A 19,163-nucleotide genomic window follows, 5' to 3' on the forward strand; every position below is an offset into this window, starting at 1 on the left:
TTCAGTCCAGCCAATTTGAAAAAGCATAAATGGTAGCCAAAGGACGTCGTTTAGACAAAACCCTATTGGCACTGTTCCCTTCCACAGTCACAATCCAGTTGCCTTTCTGTTGGCGTACAAGCCCCACATGGTTTATGCGCCGCAGACTGCTGCTGTAAATCGCAAACAGATCGGCCTGTCGGATGCTCCCCTGCCCGATCTGTGCAGCCGTATACCGACGGGCCATCGGAAAGAGTGCCGGGCACCAGGCATTGCGCGGCAATGGGCGTCCAGCCCGACCATAACACCAGGATACGAAAGCTGCACACCAGGCGTATCCTTTTCCAAGCCCCACGTAGCGCAGATAGGCTTCTACCCGCGGACCATCGTTATTGCCTGTAGCTTCCTGCACGCCAATCTCCCGCACAGCGCTATCGATAATACGTTTACGCAGGTCCGATCCTATGTAGTCATTTATCGCTACAGCGTCACCATGCTCGACCAAAGGATCGGCGCTTCGAAGCTCGGTATAGCCGCTTGGTACATCCTGTTCTCTTATAGCAGCAGTGCCAGCACGGCCAAGAAAGAGAACAGCGACAGAAAGAATACCGAAAAATAGATAATGCATTGTTGCCATGATGTCAATTGATTAAAGTGAGCACTAAATTCCTGACGGAAAAACTTAAAAGGCTGCCAGAGCATTTCCTGAAGCCAAAAGCAGCAATAAACAGCCGCTAGGCCAGCCAGGATGGCAAATAGCAGCACCGAGAGCATACCGATGTCCAATACGCCCGCTGTTGGATCGATGGCCTGCAGCAAGAGGCCTGATGAAATAAAAAATATCAGCAGGCAGGCCAGTATAATGCTAAGCAGCTGCCGCCCCGTTAAAGGCCAATAGGTATCCTCGATATCCTGGGCCAGTTGTTTTTGTATAAATTCCATATTGCATATTTAAATTTTTAAAAGAAAACTGTTTTCTGATCAATGGAAGCTGCTCTTGTTGGAGCAGCTTCCATAATCTGACCAGAACTAGGTCAACACAAATTCACCCAGATACTGACTACTCGATGTAATGTTACCATCCCGATGTATGGTAAATGCCCAGCCAACCACGGTCTTGCCCGAATAACTTGCCGGCAATGCAATTTCCAGGGTACTATCGTTTCTGGTTGCACCTTCATAGGCATAAAAGAGATTCTCAACCGGTTCATGTAGGATTGCGAGTACCTGATCGTCGGAAAAGGCATTGAACTTATTGATCGTAGGATCCCAGCCCAATGTGAGTACACCCGGTGCCGACTCCACAGCCTCTAGGCCCATTAGGATAGCCAAACTACCACTGGCGATTTTTACGGAAGCATAATCAATACTAAAATTAGGATAGTTACCGACAATTGCCTGATCGATAAAATGCTGAAAAGCGACGTTGTAGCCTGTCTTTCCGCGCTGTTTGCTGTCGGAATAGCCCAGCATCAGCACATCTTTGATGGATTTGAGAAAGCTGGTTGTTATTCCAAACTTCGTGCGCTGTGCCAGCTGCTTATCAGAAGCCGGTTTTGAACTTTTCTTGGGCAGGGAGCGGACATAGTCAATTCCGCGCCATGACGAGCCCACAATGTTGCCCACTTTACCTGTGTAGGCACCATGTATACCTTTATTAAATCTTGCCATGTTATTAATTTTTTTAAATGTTTAAAACGATGTGGCGCTGCAGGCAGCCACGGATATCGATATCATGGCACTAAGGTAAATCGGTAACGGGACGAAGGCTGCCAAATGGCGTTATCTGACGTCACTTGTCCGAAAATGCCCGTTTCTACGACATGTATTAAGGAAATAGCAAGGCTTGTGATTGGGCTTAGCAAACTTATGGAAGGCAGCAAAGAGGCTTCTAAAAGACAACTCGTCCGCTTGTAGCAGGCTAATTCGATGTTTTTCTGTGGTCACACGACCAACAAAACAGCAATAAAATAGCAGAGAAACAGCAACGGAATACCAACGAACAGGCAAACAAAGGGTTATGAAAGCCCAAGGCAGTCCCGAAGAAAGAGCAAAGAACAGGCAAACAAAGGGCAACGAATAAGCAGAGAAACAGCAACGGATAAGCAGATAAAGGACAAAGAAAGACCAAAGAACAAGCAGCGAAACAACAGGGACGGCAGCAAAAAGGCAAGCCAATGTATCTGCAGTCCCAAGCGCATACGCCTGAAATCCAGCTTAAACAAAATTTTTTCAAACGAAGCCCCTTAGCAGTTGTTCTTTTTTTAAAAAAGTATATATGGCACATTTAGAAGTAAAACCGAGAAACGGAGCGCCATGGTGGCTATGGCTGCTGCTTTCACTTATCGCGCTGGGATTGGTCCTGTATTTTATAAACCGTACTAACAGTGACGCCAGGTTAGATAAACCTATTCCCGACACAAGCATTAACACAACAGCGCCACAAACAGATACGCTTTAGAACTCCGTTGCATATACGAATTGATCACCCAAAAAATTAAAGACATGGCATTAGAAGAAAAAAAATATAATCATCTGATTGAACTCGGTGGAAGCGATTACGAAATCGTCGATGGCGAACCTGATATCCGGGGCTGGAAAGTAAAGAATGAGGCCGGCCAACTGCTCGGCAAGGTAGATGATCTGCTCTTTGATCCTGAAAGCCAGCAGGTCCGTTATATTATTATCGATCTCCATGACGCCGAATTTGTTATTGACGAAGATAAGAAAGTATTGGCCCCCATTGGACTGGCGTCGCTTTACGATGGTACGCAGATTCAGCCCAGCAATGAAGAAGCTTACCCGACTCCAGCTGTCGAACCGATCGATCATAGCGTGATCCTAACAGTAGACGAAATTCCAACGGAAGAACCTGCAACGGATTATCTGTATAATCCCGCCGATGATGGTGAAGTTGTTGTGATATCCGTCAACGAAGATCAGTTAATCCGCCTGCCTGCTTACCAACAGGATCAGCTCGATCCCGAAACAGAACTAAGTATCCGTCATGTATTTGAAGGCACCGGCGATGTGGGTTTTATCGTGAGCGAGAACAGCTATCATCCGACTGAATTCTATGATCATTATCACTTTAGTGAATATACGTTTTATAGCGATGGGAAAAAGACCGAAAGCCTTCCAGCGGATCAGACTCAGCGGACCCGAAGGGTAGCTGCCCGACATGAGCAAACCACAGGACATGAGCCGGGTACGCTCGACAATAACAGTGAATTATAGCACTATCAGGAATAACGATTACATCAGGCTTGGATAACAGTATTTATCTAAGCCTGTTGTCTATTTATAACTGTTTTATCGGGCCGTATTTCCCGAATTGACTCGTTAAAATACCCAAAACACCAGTATTTTATAACCTATCGCACAAAATAACTACTCAAATCCCTTTAACGTCATATAAACTGCATAAAAATTGCAGGATTTGTAGCAAATCAATACAAATCGGTTATGAAAACAACATATAAAAACATCCACGCAAAGAATAGACAAACCATCAGGAGGTATTATGAAAAATATAGCTGGTATAAACTTGACCGGGAGGAGCTAGCACAAGAATTACTTATCCGTGGGGGCTTTCTGGCAATTCTTACCTGGCTGCTGTGGTAAACTAACCCTACATCGACGGAGATATCAATTCACAATATCCAAACCATTTGCATTTCTGTGTTGTCCTATCTGTAAACTTAAATCAACAACACATTGAACAGATTTGCCCGGATTGCTTTAAAAACAATATTGTGGATTATTGGAGGAATAATTACGCTTTTTATTCTTATCGTTTTCCTGCTTCGCCTACCTTCCATACAGAATTATATTGCTGGTAAAGTGACACATTATGTCGAAGGAAAGATCGGCACCCCCGTCAAAATTGGTTACATCAATATCGATTTTCCTAAAAAATTGATTTTGGAAGATATCTATCTCGAAGATCAAAGTAAAGACACCTTAGTTGCTGGTAAAAGCATTGCGGTTGATATCAATATGCTGAAACTATTAAAGAATACTGTTGAAATCCAAAGCCTGGAGGCCGATGGTATTACCGCCAAAATACGTCGTTCCTTGCCCGACAGCAGCTTTAACTTTGACTATATCGTCAAAGCTTTTGCTTCTGAAAAGGAAAGTGAACCAACCGCCGACACAGCATCAGCCCTTCTTTTTAACCTCGATAAGGTCAAGTTTTCAAAAATACATGTTGTCTATGCCGATGCTGTGATCGGTACCAGTGCCGACGTCTATCTTGGTCGTTTAAATACTAACATAAAGAAATTTGACCTGACCAAAAACATGGCCTTTGAGCTGCCGAAAATCAATATCGACGGACTAAATGCCACGGTCAAACAGTGGAAGCCCGCCGTAGAAGGCGCAGGCCCATCGGTTGAAGATTTTGGTATCACCGATAAAACTGCACAGACCACATCCCTCCTTCCTGATGTAGGCATCCAGGTGGCCGAACTCAGTAATGTGCTGGTTCGTTATGAAGATGAATCGAGTGCACTTAAATCTCAATTTATCCTGAAAAATTTCTATGCCGCTATCAATAAGATCGATCTCAACAATGAATTTGTCGATATCCAAAAGCTCCAACTCGATGGTTCGGATCATAATGTCCTGCTGGGAAAAATTCAAAAATCTTCGGCCGCAGCAGCAAAAACCAGCAAAACTGAAGCCGACAGCAGCGCCGCAAAGATGAACTGGATCGTTTCGGCAAAAGACATCAACATCAATAATACCAGTATCCGTTTTAAGGACGACAACCAGCCCCGCATCAAAGGATTTGACTATTTTAACATCCATATGCCGGGACTCAAAACCCAGCTGACAGATTTATATTATAGCGCCGATTCCATCAGCGGATCACTGAAAGAGCTTGTTGCCGCTGACCACTCCGGCTTTGCGATCAAGCAACTGAAAGCCGATTTTAACTATACCAGTACAGGTGCCGAAATTAAAAATCTATATGCGGAAACTCCCCGTACCCTAATTCGCGATTATATTAAGCTAAGTTACCCTTCCTTGGATATCATTACCAAAAAGCCAGAACTGATACGGGTCAATGCCAGCCTCATAAAGTGTTATATTGATATGCGCGATATTCGTTTTTTTGCCCCTTTTCTGGACACTATGGAAGTGATGAAGCCCCTGCTGGACAAGAAGTTTTATATTGATACCCGTGTGGCTGGCCGTGTAGATGACCTGAATATTCCGAATATCGATTTCCGCACACTTTCCAATACCAGGCTGATTGCAAGTTTACATTTAAAAGGATTACCCGATATGAATAAATTGTCGGTAGACCTCAACCTTAAAAAATTAACCACAGGCCGTTCGGATATCGAAAAGCTGGTTTCCAGGTCGATGCTACCTCAAAATATTGAGCTGCCCAATACCATCGGACTGAGCGGTACTTTTAAAGGTGGAATAGCATCTTTTAACACAAAACTGGCTTTGGTTACCGAAAAAGGGATTGCTAAATTAGATGGAAAGGTTGCTATGGCCAAGCGCGATACCAGCTATGAGGCATCGGTGAGTGTACGCGATCTGGACATCGGCAAAATCATGAAGATGGACAGTACGTTGGGGATTCTTTCTTTTGAAGGAAAAATAAAAGGCAAAGGCACAGATCCCAAAAAAATGATGGCCAGTTTTGATGGCAAAGTGAACCGCATGGACGCCATGGGCTACCGCTATCATGATATCGATATGGATCTCTCGGCAGACAAAGGCGCCATTAAAGCATCCGTCATCAGTCCCGACCCCAATATCAAGCTGCAATTGGATGCCACTGCGCAGATGGATGCGATCTATCCCAAAATAGCCTTTGAAATGAACGTCGACAGCATCAACCTACAAAAGTTAAACCTGGTGAAAGATGCCATCAGCTACCGTGGTAAGCTCAGCGGTAATTTCAGTACTGCTGATCCAAACTTCCTCAACGGTGAAGCGCATATCACCAATTCGTTAATCCGATACAACAGCGATCGATATGCACTGGACACGGTATCCCTCTTGGCAAAAGCTGACAGCAGCCGTAATCAGCTGCAGCTGCGTTCCGATTTTCTGAATGCCCACCTGGTTGGCAAGTACAAAATTTTAGAACTGCAAAGTGCCGTACAGGATCTCCTGCAGCTATATTATACACCCGAAAAGCCTATCAAGATTCCGCCCTACTCGCCGCAGCTCATCGAATTTTCGGCACAGCTGACCCGAAATCGGCTTATTCAGGATTTTCTCCCTGAGCTGACAGAAATGAAAGCCATTACCTTGGATGGTCGCTTCGACAGTGGATCCAAGAATCTCTCAGCCAAACTAGATGCACCCCGGGTTGTATATGGCGGCACAGAAATCAATAATGTTACCCTGGACATCAACAGCCTGGATAGTTCCCTTTACTATTCGGCCCTGATCAATAAAGTTAAAGTCAGCAGTATTGAAATTACCAACACCATTCTGAGCGGAAAGGTCGCACAAAACATCGTTAATCTGGGCCTATGGATCAAGGATAAACAAGATAAAGAACAATATCATCTCGGTGCCGACATGCAGGCCAAGGATGGTCTATTTGTATTCAGTTTGCTTCAGGACGGCTTAATGCTCAACTACGATAAATGGGATGTAGCGCCTAATAATACCCTAAAATTTGGCAGCGCGGGCATACTGGCCGATAATTTCGTGCTGAGCAACAAGGGGCAGGAGCTGCGCATTGCATCGCAAGACAGCATCCTTAACTCACCGGTTGATGTGGATTTTAAAAATTTCCGCATAGAGACCCTGAGCAAGATGGTTATGAACGACAGTCTGGATCTGGGCGGCGGTATCAATGGGCAGACTACACTTTCCCGACTGGAAAGCAGTCCAGTGTTTGTGGCAGATCTGATCGTAGATAAGTTTTACTTCGGAAAAGATACCGTGGGCAATGTCAATATCAAGGTCAACAACGAGCGTGAAAATACCTATAGCGCAAACGTGAGCGTTACTGAAAATGGAAATAATCTGGTTCTCAGCGGCGATTTTATCAACCCGCCACAAGGCGATGCAGCGCTAGACTTCACACTGGATATTGCGCCACTGACGATGAAGACCGTACAGGCTTTCAGCATGGGAAACCTCAAAGATTCCAAGGGCAACCTCGAAGGGCAGTTAAAAATAGTGGGCTCCCCTTCGAAACCACAGATCAGGGGTGATCTCTATTTTAGAGAGGCTGAATTCAATGTGGCGATGCTCAATGCCCTATTCAAAGCAAAGGATGAACAGATCCGCTTTGATCAGAATGGCCTATCGTTCCCCAAATTTGAACTCGAAGACAGCAAAGGCAATATTGCCCAGGTCAGCGGTTCTGTCAATACACAGACCTACACCGATTTTGACTTTGACATCGGCATCGCTATGGAAAATTTTGAAGTCCTGAATTCCACACAGGCAGACAACGACCTCTTTTATGGAAAAATGTTTCTTGGCACCGATCTGCAGATCAGCGGAAATCTAAACAAACCGGTGGTGGACGGTACCATCAAGGTCCTTGACAGCACCGATTTTACCATGGTGATGCCCAACAATGATCCTGGCATGGCCGATCGGAAGGGCGTGGTCGAATTTGTGGATAAACGGGATACAGCTACCACAAATGCGCTTGCCAGATTAGATTCGATGACTGTAACAAAGCTTACAGGAATAGACGTCGATCTGAATCTGCAGACTGATAAAGACGCCAAGTTTAAGATTCTTCTTGACGCCGGTTCGCAGGATGCCCTAAACATTCAGGGCGAGGCGGAATTGAATGCAGGCATGGATGCCAGTGGCAAAATAACGATGTCGGGAACATTTACCGTGGAGCAGGGAAGCTATTCTTTCAGTTTTGGACCTGTGAAAAAAGATTTTACCTTTCAGAAAGGAAGTACGATCACCTGGAATGGAGATCCGTTGGATGCACAGCTCAATATTACCGCAGCCTATACCTTAAAAGCCCCTACCCTGGAACTTGTTGCACCACAGCTCGGCACGCAGAATGCCAACTTATACAAACAGAAGATCCCATTCGATGTGCTGTTAAAAATCACAGATAAGCTATTCCAGCCACAGCTCAATTTTGACATCGACCTGAATGCCAACAATGCCATCGTATCGCAGGATGTTATCAGCAAGGTAGACAATGCGCTCAGCACACTTCGGGATAATCCTTCCGATCTCAACAAACAAGTCTTTTCACTGATTGTACTAGGGCGTTTTATGTCTGCAAATCCATTTGAGAGCCTTTCCGGAGGTGGCGGTACAGAAGCGCTTGTGCGGAATAGCGTCAGTTCGTTTTTAAGCTCGCAGCTGAACAGGCTGGCCTCAGATTTAATTACCGGCGTTGAGCTTGATTTCAACCTGACATCAGAAGATGATTACAGCACCGGAACGGCCCAGACACGTACCGACCTGAATATCGGCGTTTCCAAAATGCTGCTCAACGACCGACTGAAAGTCAATATCGGATCTAACTTTGAAGTAGAAGGGAATTCACGTCCGGGTGAAGCTGCCAATAATATCGCCGGCGACATACAGCTGGATTATCAGCTTTCGCAGGACGGGCGCTACTTTGCACGCTTCTACCGCAAAAACCAATATCAGGTGACTTTACAGGGGCAATTTGTCGAAACCGGAATCGGTTTTATCATCACGATGGATTACAACCGATTTAAGGAAATCTTTATGCGTTCCAAAAAGCTCAAAGAATATTATAATACCGGTAGCAAGAAATTCAGGAAGCGTTTTGACGTAGACCGAATGGAACAAGATTCGGCCTATCGGGACAGTGTGCGTACGGTGATCCGTGATAGCCTGATGCTCCATAGTCCGGAATACAGAAAACAGCTAGAAGATCAGCAAAAAGAACAGCAGCGCCGCCAGCAGGTAGACAGCGCTGCAAACAACGGCCGGAAAAAAAGTATGCCAACACATTCAGATACCATCAGAACCACAGCGATTAAAAATGAAGACGAGGAAAGGAGTTACCATGCAAATTAAATTAAAATCGATTATTGGCCTGCTTGCCCTTGGTGGGCTGATTGCTTCCTGTTCGTCGACTAAAAACCTGCCCGAAGGAGACAGCCTTTATGTAAAGGGAAACGTTAAGATCGCTTCCGATACTATTCCAAAGAAAGACAAGGAAAAGCTGGCTACCTATCTGGCCGAATCGCTTCGGCCCCAGCCCAACAAGCGTGTTTTAGGCATGCCTTACAAGCTTTATTTTAACAATATGGCCGGCGATACGTCAAATAGCAATTTTATCAAGCGTTTTTTCAAAAAGATAGGTGAAGAACCCGTTTTGCTGAGCGATGTAAACCGGGAGTACAATGAGAATCTGCTGCGCAACCGGCTTGAAAATATCGGTTTTTTCAATGCGGAAGTTACTTCGGATACAATCGTCGAAAATAAAAAAGCTACGGTAGACTATACCGCCAAGCCCAATCTGATCTACCGGATCAAATCCGTCACTTTTGACGTAGACAGCAGCACGCAACTGGGACGCGATATCCGCGCAACTTCTGACCGCAGCCTGTTGCAGGTGGGCAAAAATTATAGTCTTGATGTTGTGCTCAATGAACGAGACCGCATCGACAACGTCCTTAAAAATAAGGGCTATTATTATTTCAGCCCAGACTACATCCTGGTACAGGTCGACAGCACTATCGGGAATCATAAAGTCAACCTCTATGTGACCGTAAAAAAGGAAACGCCCGAACAGGCAAGAGCCGCATCCAAAATCAATAAGATTTATATTTTCCCAAACTATACCGAGACCGGAGCTGGCTACCAGCAGTCACCGCGGAATGCCGAACTATTTGATAGCAGTTATTATTTTATTGACCCAAATCATACCTTCCGCAAACCTGTAATCGCCAATCATATTTTTTTCAAGGCGGGCGATCTGTATAACCGCGACGCCCACAACAGGACCATTAGCCACCTGGTGAATCTCAACAGCTGGAAATTTGTCAAAAATAACTTTGTGGACAGCAAGGAAGTACCCAATGCGCTGGATGTATACTATTACCTTACTCCGCTGCCAAAGAAATCTGTCCGTGTAGAACTGCTAGGAAAAATGGCTTCGGTCTATAATGGGACCGAAGTAAATATCAACTGGACCCTTCGGAATGCCTTTAAAGGCGCCGAGAAGCTCAATATCAACGTATTTGGCGGGTATGAAATACAAACGGGTGGCAATGCAGATCTGAACTCCAGCTATTTCCGCTACGGCACCGAGGCAACCTTGACATTTCCGAGGATACTGACACCATTTGGCACCATCAATCCTTCCCGTCAATATATTCCGAATACCTATATCAAGGCACGGTACGAATTCCTTAACCGCCGCAAAGCCTATACGCTCAATTCGATGGCGCTGAGCTACGGTTATACCTGGCAAGAGAACGAAGAGAAGCAGCATGATCTGGCGCTGATGGAAATCACCTATGTACAGCCGAGAGGTATTTCGGAAAGCTACAAGATGCAGATGGATACCATTCCGGCGCTGCGGCATGTAATCGATCCCCAATTCACAATTGGGCCCAATTATAACTTCACCTTTCAGAACACCATGAAAAAGCACCTGCGCAATACGTTTTATTTCAAGGGAAACCTGGATCTGTCGGGAAATATCCTGGGGCTTATCAAAGGTGCAGACTTTAATAAGGGCAAGACTTTTAAACTTTTTGATGCGTACTTCTCGCAGTATGTCAAAGCCAGTGTGGATGGCAGGCATTATTTCAAGCTCAGCGAAAATTCACAGATCGCATCACGGGTGAGTATAGGGATGAGCTACTCCTATGGCAATTCGCGTTCCCTGCCCTATCTTAAGCAATATTATGTGGGCGGACCAAATAGTATCCGTGCCTTTGGCGCCCGTGCGATCGGACCTGGCACGGTAGCGCCAGAAAGACTGGGCAATGGACTTTTCTATGCCGATCAGACAGGCGATATCAAGCTGGAGCTGAACACCGAATACAGGGCAAAAATTGCTGGCCCTGTCCATTGGGCGGCCTTTATCGATGCTGGAAATGTATGGCTGCAGCGGGATGATGAGACCAAACCGGGCGGAAAATTCAGCAAGGATTTCCTGCAGGAACTAGCCGTCGGCGGCGGCTTGGGATTACGGTTTGACTTTACTTTTCTGATCCTGCGTACTGACTTTTCCATCCCGTTCCGTATCCCCTATTTACCGAAGGGCGAGCGCTGGGTATTTAAGGATATCGACTTTGGAAGTTCAAGATGGCGAAAAGATAATCTGATGTTTAATCTCGCGATAGGTTATCCATTTTAGTCTGGACATATCAACATAGTGATCACCTAAAACCGAAGTCCTTATGATTAATGAAAATATTCTGGGTATTATTGCGGGTGTCCTTACATCAATTGCTATGTTGCCGCAGCTGATCAAGGTATTGAAAGAAAAAAATGTGGATGACCTTTCTCCTGTTATGCTGTTAACGTTAATCATAGGGCTTTCCCTATGGGTTTGGTACGGGGTAATTAAAAGTGAGGCGCCCATTATCTATTCAAACAGCTTTGCTGTTCTGGTCAACCTGTGTCTGTTAGGCAGCTATCTAACTTATAGAAAAAAGACCTAAAAAAAGGCGGATAACATTGCTGTTATCCGCCTTTAACATGAAAACACTATTCTACAAACCGTTCAACCAACTATTCACCTCGTCTTGTGTTTTACCTGTTTTCTTTTGAAGTTTACCAACCAACTCATCTTCTTTGCCCTCCGCATATAGTAAATCATCATCTGTAAGATCAGCATATTGCTGTTTTACCTTACCTTTAATTTCGTTCCAACGACCTTTCCATGTTAATTCACTCATACTATTTTTTCCTTTCGTTTTTTTATAAATAGAACAGCCTGCAGCAGGAATCGTTTAAAAAAAAATGTTATCAAATGTTAAAAAACTAGCTAATGGATTCTATGCTGTTTTATCAATAGTCGTTTCCTCTTCATCGAGCGGCGCCGGAGGAATTTCATCGACGTTGCGTTCGATTTCCTGTGTCTCTACATGGACCGCAAATTCAGAAGGCTCGATTGGGATAGCCATTTCTGTTGCATACTCCCGCGTGAAAATAGCTCCAAAATAAAGAATTGCCGCGGTGTAATACACCCAGAGCAAAATAAGCACAAATGAGCCGGCCGCACCGTAAGTATCTTGCGTCGCCGAGCGTTCAAGATATATGCCGATCAGGTAACGGCCGATTACAAATAATATAGCCGTGAATAGCGCGCCCGCCCGAACAGTCTTCCATTGAATATTGACATCGGGTAAGGTTTTAAAGATCACGCTAAAGAGTAGGACGATAACCACAAAGGAGATGACAAAATTGATTAAGTTCATCAGCACGACCGTGATTTCCGGGAAATAGCGCTGCAGCTGCCCGGTAAGTGCAAGAATGATTCCGTTGATAATCAATGTCACCACCAGAAGAAACCCCAATCCAATGACCAGTGATGAAGAGAGCAAGCGGTCCTGGATCATCTTGAGCCAACCTTTTTTGGGCTTTGGGCGCACATGCCAGATCTTATTGATGGAATTCTGCATATCCCCAAAAACCGTCGTTGCACCGATGATCAGGGTTCCCACACTGATTACCAACGCCATATTTGATTTGCCCGATAACTGCAGATTTTGAATAACCTCTTCAATCTGTTTGGCGGCGCTATTGCCTACCAGGCCGTTAAGTTCTGCAAAAACCTTTCCCTGAATGGCATCGGCACCATAAAATATACCGGCCAGCGCGATCATCAAAACCAATATTGGGCCGATCGAAAAAACGGTGTAGTACGATAATGAAGCACTATATTTCATGGAGTCTTCATTCATAAAGCCTGATACGGTATTTTTCAGTATCGTCCAATACGTTTGCAGCTTGCTTTTATTTTCCTTTTTTACATGCATTGTCGTTATTGTTTTTAAGAAAGAAACTCCTTAAAATGACATAAAGTTTGTTTTTTAAGAAAATTGGGCATCTAAGAAACGTATTACCCATGTCCTCAAAATACACCTTCAGTCCAAATAATCAACTCTAAGTATCCTAAAAATCAAGAAGTAAGCTACAGATAATTACCATAAAAGAAACAAAGACAAACTAATGATTAATCTTTCTTGTTCTACCTTAAAAACAGCATTAGAAAATATGAAAAGAAATCAGAACGACCCTAATATTTTAAATGACCTTATTAAAATCAACAATGACCGTATTGAAGGTTATGAGCTAGCGATCGACCTTGCCAATGAACAGGGCGAAGGTGCGCGTGAAGCAGTTTTCAGACAGTTTATAGGGCAGTCGGAAAAATTTATTGCAGAACTCAGTCCCCTTGTTGAGTTTGCCGGCCAGTACGCCACTGACCGGACCAAATTAAGCGGCGAGCTTTTTCGGCTGTGGATGGTCATCAAATCAAAATTATCGGGCGGTAATATGCAAGATTTATTGGAGCATTGTGATCGGGGCGAGACGGCTTTCCGAGAGGTTTACAACAAAGCGCTAGCAGAGGAAAATAAGCTCTCCATAGGGGCCAAAAATCTAATCCAGATTCAGCTGAGCCAGCAGCGTGAAGCCCATGAAAATATTAAAATCCTGCGCGAAATCTAGATTTGCACTTTCTATTAGACTATATATTCGTTTTACAGGGGCACGATATACTCTATTTCTTCGAAGCAAAAAGGCTAATTCCTTTGCGAATCAGCCTTTAAAACAACCTATTAGATCAATCCTTTATTGATGCTGCGCTTGATCGCCTCCTGCAGATCCTGCTCGCGGTAATAATGCTTGTTACCCAGGCAAATCGGTATAAGAATACCCGCTTTTACCCAGCGGTTGTAGGTGCGTTCAGAGATTCCCAGGCGCGACACCACAGCCATGCGGGTCATCAGCTCATCTACCTTCCATCCCCTATCCTTATTTTCTGTTGGCAGCAGGTGATGGCCAGTGCAGGACAGTCTTTCGTTGATCTGCCGAAGCAATTGTACGATTTCATCCAATTTTGTCATATAAAATTTCAATGGTCGACACCATGAAATGCGGGCAGCCATACCCTTTTATCTGTTGTTCTGTCTGTACACTTCAAAGCGATGGTTAAAATTTGCCCGATATGCCCGCGTAATCGAAATAGCCATTCCATTTCGCGGTTTTATGAGATAGAGCTCGTTTGGACGCACCAAGTACACTTTGGCCAAATTGACCAGTGTATTGAGGCGCGGTCGGGCAAAGTTTTGTACAGACAGCTTTGACTGCAGTTGGTGCAGTTTCGTATTAAATCGATGGCTCTCCGCTTCCAAAACGATCTGTAGCTCGCCCAGTTCCACACTGGCGTAATAGATGTCCCCGACCTCGATCAGGACGATTTCATTTTGCAGGGTTTTCATCGTAAGGCTCTGTATATCCCGGCTCTGCTGTTCTGCTTTGCGGTCGACAATGCCCACAACTTCCTCCATGATGGTCTTTAAAATTTTAAAACTTGTTATCTTGCTCAGATAAGCACATATGCCTGCCTCATTGGCCTCAAATACGTAGCTGGGATAGGCCGAGCAGGCCACCATCACCGGCGGGTTGGCAATCATCCCGGCTAGCTGGATCCCGTTTACGCCAGCCTGACCAAGGTCCATGTCGAGCATCAGAATATCCACTTCGTTCTCTTTCAGATAGGTCATTGCCTGCTCGGGACTGCTGACAATGCCGATATCTTCGTGGATAAAGGGCAGGTCGTGTAACTGCATCAGGATGTATAACAGCGAATCCGGATCGTCGTCGACAATCAATAAGCGGTAATTGAGTTTGTTCATTTTCGGTTGGTAAAATCAAGGTTAATATGTACAGTAAAAATATCGTCACGCAGCAGTTTTTTCACCGTGGACTTATAATCTACCTGCTTCAGTTTGGCATCGAGCAGGGCAAAACCAGTTTCTGAATTGATATCACTTTTCTTAGGCGACCAGTGATTTTGGCAGCGGAGACTGATGCCCGATTCAACCGCTGTAAGCTGCATCTCGACCGGGTTCTTTGCATCAATTTTTGCATGTTTGAGGCAATTTTCGAGCGGAAAGAACAGCATACCGGCAGGGATATCCGGATAGTGACAATCTTGCATCCGTTCCCTGTACCGAATGGAACGTTCCTTATAGTGGTAGCGCAGCAATCGGATAAAACAATGAAGTTCATCCAGTTCGGCAGCGAAAGGCTGCGCCTTCCCTAAATTTTCAATCCGCAACAGGTAAGCCAAAAACTGCATTATATCACGTTTGGTGTGACGGTCTTGGGGTACCTCGCTGAGCATCATCTTACCAAAGCTTGTCACAAATACCGATTGCAAAAAGTGCGAAGTGTATTTCATATCTTGCGCTCTTTCCCTAAAAGTAGCCAGTTCACTGTTCAGTACAATGTTTTCTTTCTCCGTTCGGTAAGCATGCTGCCGCCAGAAGGTAAACCCGCCTATCAGGTTGGTCACAAAATAACGAACGCCCATATGGAAGTTAAACAGGTGCAGCTGCAGCGGCTGGGTGCGCCGCGAAAAATGGATCCCCATGAGTGGTAGCAGCACATAGATCAATTTGCGCATAAAAAAGAATACCGTCAGCGTGATAAAGAGATAGATGCCTATAGCCAGTAGTTTCTGAACAACGGTGCCATACCAATAGAAGAGGATCAGCCTAAAGATCACATAACTGTACAGCGTATACAGACATGCCGCTGTAACGATCTGCACTGGAGCAATGGGCACGCTGTTCCATAACAGGTTGGCAGACCAGATGACAAGCAACATAAAGATATATACAAAAAGATGCCAGTAGGTTAAATCCAAGATCCGTTTCATTATAAATTAATTGGTATTACTTTATATTTAAATTTAAAAATATTCTCACACAAACAGACAACAAAAATATTCCCTATTAAACACTCCTTTTCTACCCTCCAGCACAATGCTGATATTGCCTTCCGACGCTAGGTCGAATTCGGCCTGCTGAAATGCTTCAATCTGATAGCAGTTGAGTTTATGCAGATAGCCCCAACATTCCCAACGCCATGGCTCATTGCGGATCTGGTCAGCCAGAAAATCGTACAGCAACTGCATGCTGCGCTGGATATAGATTTCTCGCTTTTCATTGGGCAGCTGCTCAATTGCCGTGCCCAGCAACAGCTGCTGTTTCCCTGCTACGGTGCGGTGCGATATCGGCAGGATGGACGTGCCGAGCAGGGCACTTAGCAATGCTATTCCCTTACGGACAAAGAGATCGTTTGCCAGAAAGCTGATCTTAACTTTTTTGTCGATCTGGTCGGAAGTACCGCTGTTGCCATCGGCAAATATGAGCAGGTGGCGGCCCGCCTTTATGGCCGAGCGTGCTTTGAGCAGCACCTGCGGATCGTCGCTCATCAAAAAACGGAAGCAGGCTCCCTGCTCCTGCCGCTCTTGCTGCAACGCCGCAAAAAGCGTCTGATGCCGGGCAAAAACCTTCCGGTCGAGCAGAAGGTCGAACTGAATACCCGCTTCGGCCAGCACCTGCGGCAAAAAGGCATGCATGCCGAGGTGAAACAGAACCAAAATCCGGGGTGGCCCCGATTGTAAGCTCCCAAGCAAGGAAGTATCCCAGTGCAGTGTCGCATGAAAAGGTTGCGGCTGGTGATACGCTTTCCAGCGTTGATAAAGTGTTGAATGTTCTGCCCAAGGCAATGCCGGGAGGTAACGGTGTATATGCGCAGAAAATAGCGCATACGTCCAGCTGTGTTTATTGTCGGTATACATCATATCGATTCGGTTTTAAAAGAGGGAGGGCAAGGACCTGCTTGGTCCTTCCCTACCTCAAGGGTATTTGGCTGCAAAAATTAGAAAGCTAAGATGGGGCAGCTGTCTGCATCATCTTCGTCATCTGAGATAAATGGCAGCAGCGCTGTCCATTGGAGCATCGTTTGCTCCGCCAGCACCTGATCCAAGCCATTGAATTCCTGTTCTTTCAAGATTTTCATTTCATAGCATCTAAAATTAATAATCGGCCCTCGCGCAGGCTGTACCTTCCCGCGGTCGAGCACATGAATACTCCAATTGGTTCCAATAAAAACAAATATGTTTGAACAGCTAAATAATTCCAAAAAAAAATTGCAGATAACAGGCACGTTGTCGATTGGCTTACAGTCAGGACGATCAGCTGTCGGTTAGTCGACAGAAAATACTGATTTCGACCAAAAGCTGTCGGTTGGCCCCAAAAACAGGTTGATTAGCATTTTATTTGGTGTTCTTCCCTTAAACTTCATAAAATCATCTTTTAGCTAATTATAAATTATAGATGATAAAACCCTATACTTTCAACCTGGGGAGCGACTATAAGATAGTTTCTTGCCCCACACAAGCAATCACTTTCCCTATACGTCATGCCCAGCAGCAGCATTGGGAATCCCCTCGCAACCGGGTGAGCGAACAGACTTTTGACGGCCGTTTTGCCTATCTCTATTCCTATGAATACTGGATCGAAGAGGCCATGGACATCGCTATCGAGATCAGACTGGAAGACTTGCATCTGATCTATCCCCTATTCAGCCAGCAGACCATCTTTGCCAAACAGGCCGCCGCGGATTTTGTGGTTGAAATTTTGCCCAGCTATGGCAGCTATTTTTACCTACCGCCGGGACAATACAACCTTCATCTGCCTGTGGGGCATCATATTTTGATAGGCTTTGTTATCGATGCGGGCATGTTCAGGCCACCGGCACTGCAGCATTTCAGATTCCTCGTTCCCCTTCTCCGGGCCCGAAAGGAACGTTCGCCTTTTCCTGTCCAAAGCATCCGATTTCGCGTGGGCAGCATTACGATCAAATACCTGCAGCTTATCTTCAGCCGTCTCAATCCCTATATCCTCGACAATGAGTGCATCCTGCTCAAACATCTTATTTTTTTGGTCAACCTGAGCCGCTTCAAACTGCTGGAGCAGAACTCCGACATCCCGCTTCCGGAGCAGGCAAGGCAGCTGCTCGAGCTGTTCATTGTGCAGGAAGGAGCACATGCCCGACTAAAGGATATTGCGAAAGCACTGCGCATAGCGCATGCTACCCTGAGCCGAAAATACCATGTCTACCATGGCGTTAGCATGCGCGCAGACCGCAACAGACTGCTGCTGCAGCTTATCGGCCAATTGCTCATCGAAAATGAGAGACAGGCGGCCACCGCAGAACTGGCCGGATTCGGTGGGGTCAGCGAGATGAACCGCTTTATTTGCCGAATGAGCGGCATGACCACCGCCGAGTATAAAAAGCACATCGAAACACAACAGCACAAATAGCTTATCCTCTAATCCGATAAAAAAGAACATGAAATTTTACAACAACCCAAAGCTTGATCGCGACTGCCTCTACAATATCCTGCAGGACTGCTACGACATCTTGCCCCGACTGATGAACCTCATTACGCCCGAGGGCTGGGAAAACGGATATACACACCAGGAACTAATGGTCCATCGGCAGGAACTCTATGATACCTTTCTCGACGATATTGAACCCGAAGATTATCTCAGTTTTGACGACTATTTCAGCTTTAGCTTTCCGCCGGAGCACAACAGCCAGCTTGAGCTTTTTTACCTCCTGGCCGTTATCCTGACCGAGATCACCTGTGCTTCGACCATCTATCGGCCGGGCGAACCGGAGGCCTATTATTTTGACCCTCAGGATATGCAAGATATGATGCTGAAAACAGCCGCCCAGCGCCGGCAACTCGATGGGAACTGTCATCGCGACTGTTATAATCTACTTCCGCCCTGCCCCGAGCCATTGCTTGAGGAAATGGATCTACATCACTGCATCGAAGCTCTGTTTACCATCCTGAGGAGCTATGGCTTTAAACTCGATTATTGGGATGTGGAGCTGCTCGAGATCGCCGAACTGCAGGATGCGCACAACGAGGTCTTTTACAGCTGTCTCGATCCCGAAGAAAAAGAAAAAAAGCAGATAGAGCTCAAACAGGAGATTATAGAGATAATGGATAGCTATACTACTGCTGTAGAAGATCCCTTTGATATGCCCGCCATTGTGAGGCTGTTCAATCAGCGCAAAGTATGCCCCATTGTGCTGGCCTATCTGCACAGCTATGATGAGTTCCCGAAGGGCTACCCCTATCGGCTGGAAGATTACTGTGAGTAGAGGGATGTTTGCCCTGACTA

Annotated in this window: 19 protein-coding genes; 9 read left to right on the top strand and 10 right to left on the bottom strand. The window is 45.5% G+C overall.

Annotation, left to right across the window (positions count from 1 at the left end; all coding sequences use genetic code 11):
- Position 1: 1 nt before the first annotated feature.
- The 3 genes from ACLCDV_RS18840 to ACLCDV_RS18850 form a co-directional block, all read right to left on the bottom strand.
- Entirely contained in the window at positions 2 to 616 is a 615-nt protein-coding gene (locus ACLCDV_RS18840; protein WP_411971950.1) for a CHAP domain-containing protein, read from the bottom strand.
- Positions 535 to 921, bottom strand: coding sequence for a hypothetical protein (locus ACLCDV_RS18845; protein ID WP_317664921.1), 387 nt, complete (start codon positions 919 to 921; stop codon positions 535 to 537). Before ACLCDV_RS18845 ends, ACLCDV_RS18840 begins: the two co-directional genes overlap by 82 nt.
- Before the next feature lie 87 nt (positions 922 to 1,008).
- On the bottom strand, positions 1,009 to 1,650 hold the full coding sequence (locus tag ACLCDV_RS18850; RefSeq protein WP_317664919.1) for a DUF6266 family protein: 642 nt from the start codon (positions 1,648 to 1,650) through the stop codon (positions 1,009 to 1,011).
- A 607-nt stretch (positions 1,651 to 2,257) separates the two neighbouring features.
- Here ACLCDV_RS18850 and ACLCDV_RS18855 point away from each other — a divergent pair.
- From ACLCDV_RS18855 to ACLCDV_RS18880, 6 genes are all read left to right on the top strand, one after another.
- Positions 2,258 to 2,440 carry a hypothetical protein gene (locus ACLCDV_RS18855; RefSeq protein ID WP_145329788.1) on the top strand — a complete coding sequence of 61 codons (183 nt, stop codon included), beginning with the start codon at positions 2,258 to 2,260 and terminating at the stop codon, positions 2,438 to 2,440.
- A gap of 44 nt (positions 2,441 to 2,484) precedes the next feature.
- Positions 2,485 to 3,216 (top strand): PRC-barrel domain-containing protein, encoded by a 732-nt coding sequence (locus ACLCDV_RS18860; protein WP_411971951.1) that lies wholly within the window; start codon positions 2,485 to 2,487, stop codon positions 3,214 to 3,216.
- 228 nt (positions 3,217 to 3,444) lie between these two features.
- Positions 3,445 to 3,603, top strand: coding sequence for a hypothetical protein (locus ACLCDV_RS18865; RefSeq protein ID WP_317664914.1), 159 nt, complete (start codon positions 3,445 to 3,447; stop codon positions 3,601 to 3,603).
- 93 nt (positions 3,604 to 3,696) lie between these two features.
- Positions 3,697 to 9,000, top strand: a complete 5,304-nt coding sequence (locus ACLCDV_RS18870) for a translocation/assembly module TamB domain-containing protein (RefSeq protein WP_411971952.1) — start codon at positions 3,697 to 3,699, stop codon at positions 8,998 to 9,000.
- On the top strand, positions 8,966 to 11,296 hold the full coding sequence (locus tag ACLCDV_RS18875) for a BamA/TamA family outer membrane protein (RefSeq protein WP_411971953.1): 2,331 nt from the start codon (positions 8,966 to 8,968) through the stop codon (positions 11,294 to 11,296). The genes ACLCDV_RS18870 and ACLCDV_RS18875 overlap by 35 nt, the downstream gene beginning before the upstream one ends.
- 43 nt (positions 11,297 to 11,339) lie before the next feature.
- Entirely contained in the window at positions 11,340 to 11,603 is a 264-nt protein-coding gene (locus tag ACLCDV_RS18880; protein ID WP_411971954.1) for a SemiSWEET transporter, read from the top strand.
- A 51-nt stretch (positions 11,604 to 11,654) separates the two neighbouring features.
- On the opposite strand, the gene ACLCDV_RS18885 is transcribed toward ACLCDV_RS18880, so the two are convergent.
- Positions 11,655 to 11,840: a CsbD family protein gene (locus ACLCDV_RS18885; protein WP_046675215.1), complete on the bottom strand. Its 186-nt coding sequence runs from the start codon at positions 11,838 to 11,840 to the stop codon at positions 11,655 to 11,657.
- A gap of 99 nt (positions 11,841 to 11,939) precedes the next feature.
- Positions 11,940 to 12,923, bottom strand: coding sequence for a YihY/virulence factor BrkB family protein (locus ACLCDV_RS18890; protein ID WP_411971955.1), 984 nt, complete (start codon positions 12,921 to 12,923; stop codon positions 11,940 to 11,942).
- 238 nt (positions 12,924 to 13,161) lie between these two features.
- On the opposite strand from ACLCDV_RS18890, the gene ACLCDV_RS18895 reads away from it, so the two are divergent.
- Entirely contained in the window at positions 13,162 to 13,617 is a 456-nt protein-coding gene (locus tag ACLCDV_RS18895) for a PA2169 family four-helix-bundle protein (protein ID WP_317664900.1), read from the top strand.
- Between the two features lie 110 nt (positions 13,618 to 13,727).
- Here the strand turns inward: ACLCDV_RS18895 and ACLCDV_RS18900 are convergent, their stop codons facing one another.
- From ACLCDV_RS18900 to ACLCDV_RS18920, 5 genes are all read right to left on the bottom strand, one after another.
- A complete protein-coding gene (locus tag ACLCDV_RS18900; protein WP_317664898.1) occupies positions 13,728 to 14,057 on the bottom strand; it encodes a helix-turn-helix domain-containing protein in 330 nt (109 codons plus the stop codon).
- Between the two features lie 6 nt (positions 14,058 to 14,063).
- A complete protein-coding gene (locus ACLCDV_RS18905) occupies positions 14,064 to 14,807 on the bottom strand; it encodes a LytR/AlgR family response regulator transcription factor (protein WP_411971956.1) in 744 nt (247 codons plus the stop codon).
- Positions 14,804 to 15,835 (bottom strand): hypothetical protein, encoded by a 1,032-nt coding sequence (locus ACLCDV_RS18910; protein ID WP_317664894.1) that lies wholly within the window; start codon positions 15,833 to 15,835, stop codon positions 14,804 to 14,806. Before ACLCDV_RS18910 ends, ACLCDV_RS18905 begins: the two co-directional genes overlap by 4 nt.
- Before the next feature lie 45 nt (positions 15,836 to 15,880).
- A complete protein-coding gene (locus tag ACLCDV_RS18915) occupies positions 15,881 to 16,765 on the bottom strand; it encodes a hypothetical protein (protein WP_411971957.1) in 885 nt (294 codons plus the stop codon).
- Between the two features lie 77 nt (positions 16,766 to 16,842).
- Positions 16,843 to 16,983 carry a hypothetical protein gene (locus ACLCDV_RS18920; RefSeq protein ID WP_317664890.1) on the bottom strand — a complete coding sequence of 47 codons (141 nt, stop codon included), beginning with the start codon at positions 16,981 to 16,983 and terminating at the stop codon, positions 16,843 to 16,845.
- Positions 16,984 to 17,300: 317 nt separating this feature from the next.
- Here ACLCDV_RS18920 and ACLCDV_RS18925 point away from each other — a divergent pair, with 317 nt between their 5' ends.
- Positions 17,301 to 18,290, top strand: coding sequence for a hypothetical protein (locus tag ACLCDV_RS18925; RefSeq protein WP_411971958.1), 990 nt, complete (start codon positions 17,301 to 17,303; stop codon positions 18,288 to 18,290).
- Positions 18,291 to 18,318: 28 nt separating this feature from the next.
- Positions 18,319 to 19,143, top strand: coding sequence for a hypothetical protein (locus tag ACLCDV_RS18930; protein ID WP_411971959.1), 825 nt, complete (start codon positions 18,319 to 18,321; stop codon positions 19,141 to 19,143).
- The last annotated feature ends 20 nt before the right edge of the window (positions 19,144 to 19,163 follow it).

Source organism: Sphingobacterium sp. Lzh-3, assembly GCF_046764375.1.
Classification (GTDB): Bacteria; Bacteroidota; Bacteroidia; order Sphingobacteriales; family Sphingobacteriaceae; genus Sphingobacterium.

What these genes read in the sequence shown, in the direction of transcription:
- ACLCDV_RS18895 (WP_317664900.1), top strand. Translation starts at nt 13,162, where the DNA reads ATGAAAAGAAATCAGAACGACCCTAATATTTTAAATGACCTTATTAAA.
- ACLCDV_RS18910 (WP_317664894.1), bottom strand. Translation starts at nt 15,835, where the DNA reads ATGAAACGGATCTTGGATTTAACCTACTGGCATCTTTTTGTATATATC.
- ACLCDV_RS18855 (WP_145329788.1), top strand. Translation starts at nt 2,258, where the DNA reads ATGGCACATTTAGAAGTAAAACCGAGAAACGGAGCGCCATGGTGGCTA.
- ACLCDV_RS18860 (WP_411971951.1), top strand. Translation starts at nt 2,485, where the DNA reads ATGGCATTAGAAGAAAAAAAATATAATCATCTGATTGAACTCGGTGGA.
- ACLCDV_RS18880 (WP_411971954.1), top strand. Translation starts at nt 11,340, where the DNA reads ATGATTAATGAAAATATTCTGGGTATTATTGCGGGTGTCCTTACATCA.
- ACLCDV_RS18840 (WP_411971950.1), bottom strand. Translation starts at nt 616, where the DNA reads ATGGCAACAATGCATTATCTATTTTTCGGTATTCTTTCTGTCGCTGTT.
- ACLCDV_RS18905 (WP_411971956.1), bottom strand. Translation starts at nt 14,807, where the DNA reads ATGAACAAACTCAATTACCGCTTATTGATTGTCGACGACGATCCGGAT.
- ACLCDV_RS18925 (WP_411971958.1), top strand. Translation starts at nt 17,301, where the DNA reads ATGATAAAACCCTATACTTTCAACCTGGGGAGCGACTATAAGATAGTT.
- ACLCDV_RS18900 (WP_317664898.1), bottom strand. Translation starts at nt 14,057, where the DNA reads ATGGCTGCCCGCATTTCATGGTGTCGACCATTGAAATTTTATATGACA.
- ACLCDV_RS18865 (WP_317664914.1), top strand. Translation starts at nt 3,445, where the DNA reads ATGAAAACAACATATAAAAACATCCACGCAAAGAATAGACAAACCATC.
- ACLCDV_RS18890 (WP_411971955.1), bottom strand. Translation starts at nt 12,923, where the DNA reads ATGCATGTAAAAAAGGAAAATAAAAGCAAGCTGCAAACGTATTGGACG.
- ACLCDV_RS18885 (WP_046675215.1), bottom strand. Translation starts at nt 11,840, where the DNA reads ATGAGTGAATTAACATGGAAAGGTCGTTGGAACGAAATTAAAGGTAAG.
- ACLCDV_RS18915 (WP_411971957.1), bottom strand. Translation starts at nt 16,765, where the DNA reads ATGATGTATACCGACAATAAACACAGCTGGACGTATGCGCTATTTTCT.
- ACLCDV_RS18875 (WP_411971953.1), top strand. Translation starts at nt 8,966, where the DNA reads ATGAAGACGAGGAAAGGAGTTACCATGCAAATTAAATTAAAATCGATT.
- ACLCDV_RS18930 (WP_411971959.1), top strand. Translation starts at nt 18,319, where the DNA reads ATGAAATTTTACAACAACCCAAAGCTTGATCGCGACTGCCTCTACAAT.
- ACLCDV_RS18920 (WP_317664890.1), bottom strand. Translation starts at nt 16,983, where the DNA reads ATGAAAATCTTGAAAGAACAGGAATTCAATGGCTTGGATCAGGTGCTG.
- ACLCDV_RS18850 (WP_317664919.1), bottom strand. Translation starts at nt 1,650, where the DNA reads ATGGCAAGATTTAATAAAGGTATACATGGTGCCTACACAGGTAAAGTG.
- ACLCDV_RS18845 (WP_317664921.1), bottom strand. Translation starts at nt 921, where the DNA reads ATGGAATTTATACAAAAACAACTGGCCCAGGATATCGAGGATACCTAT.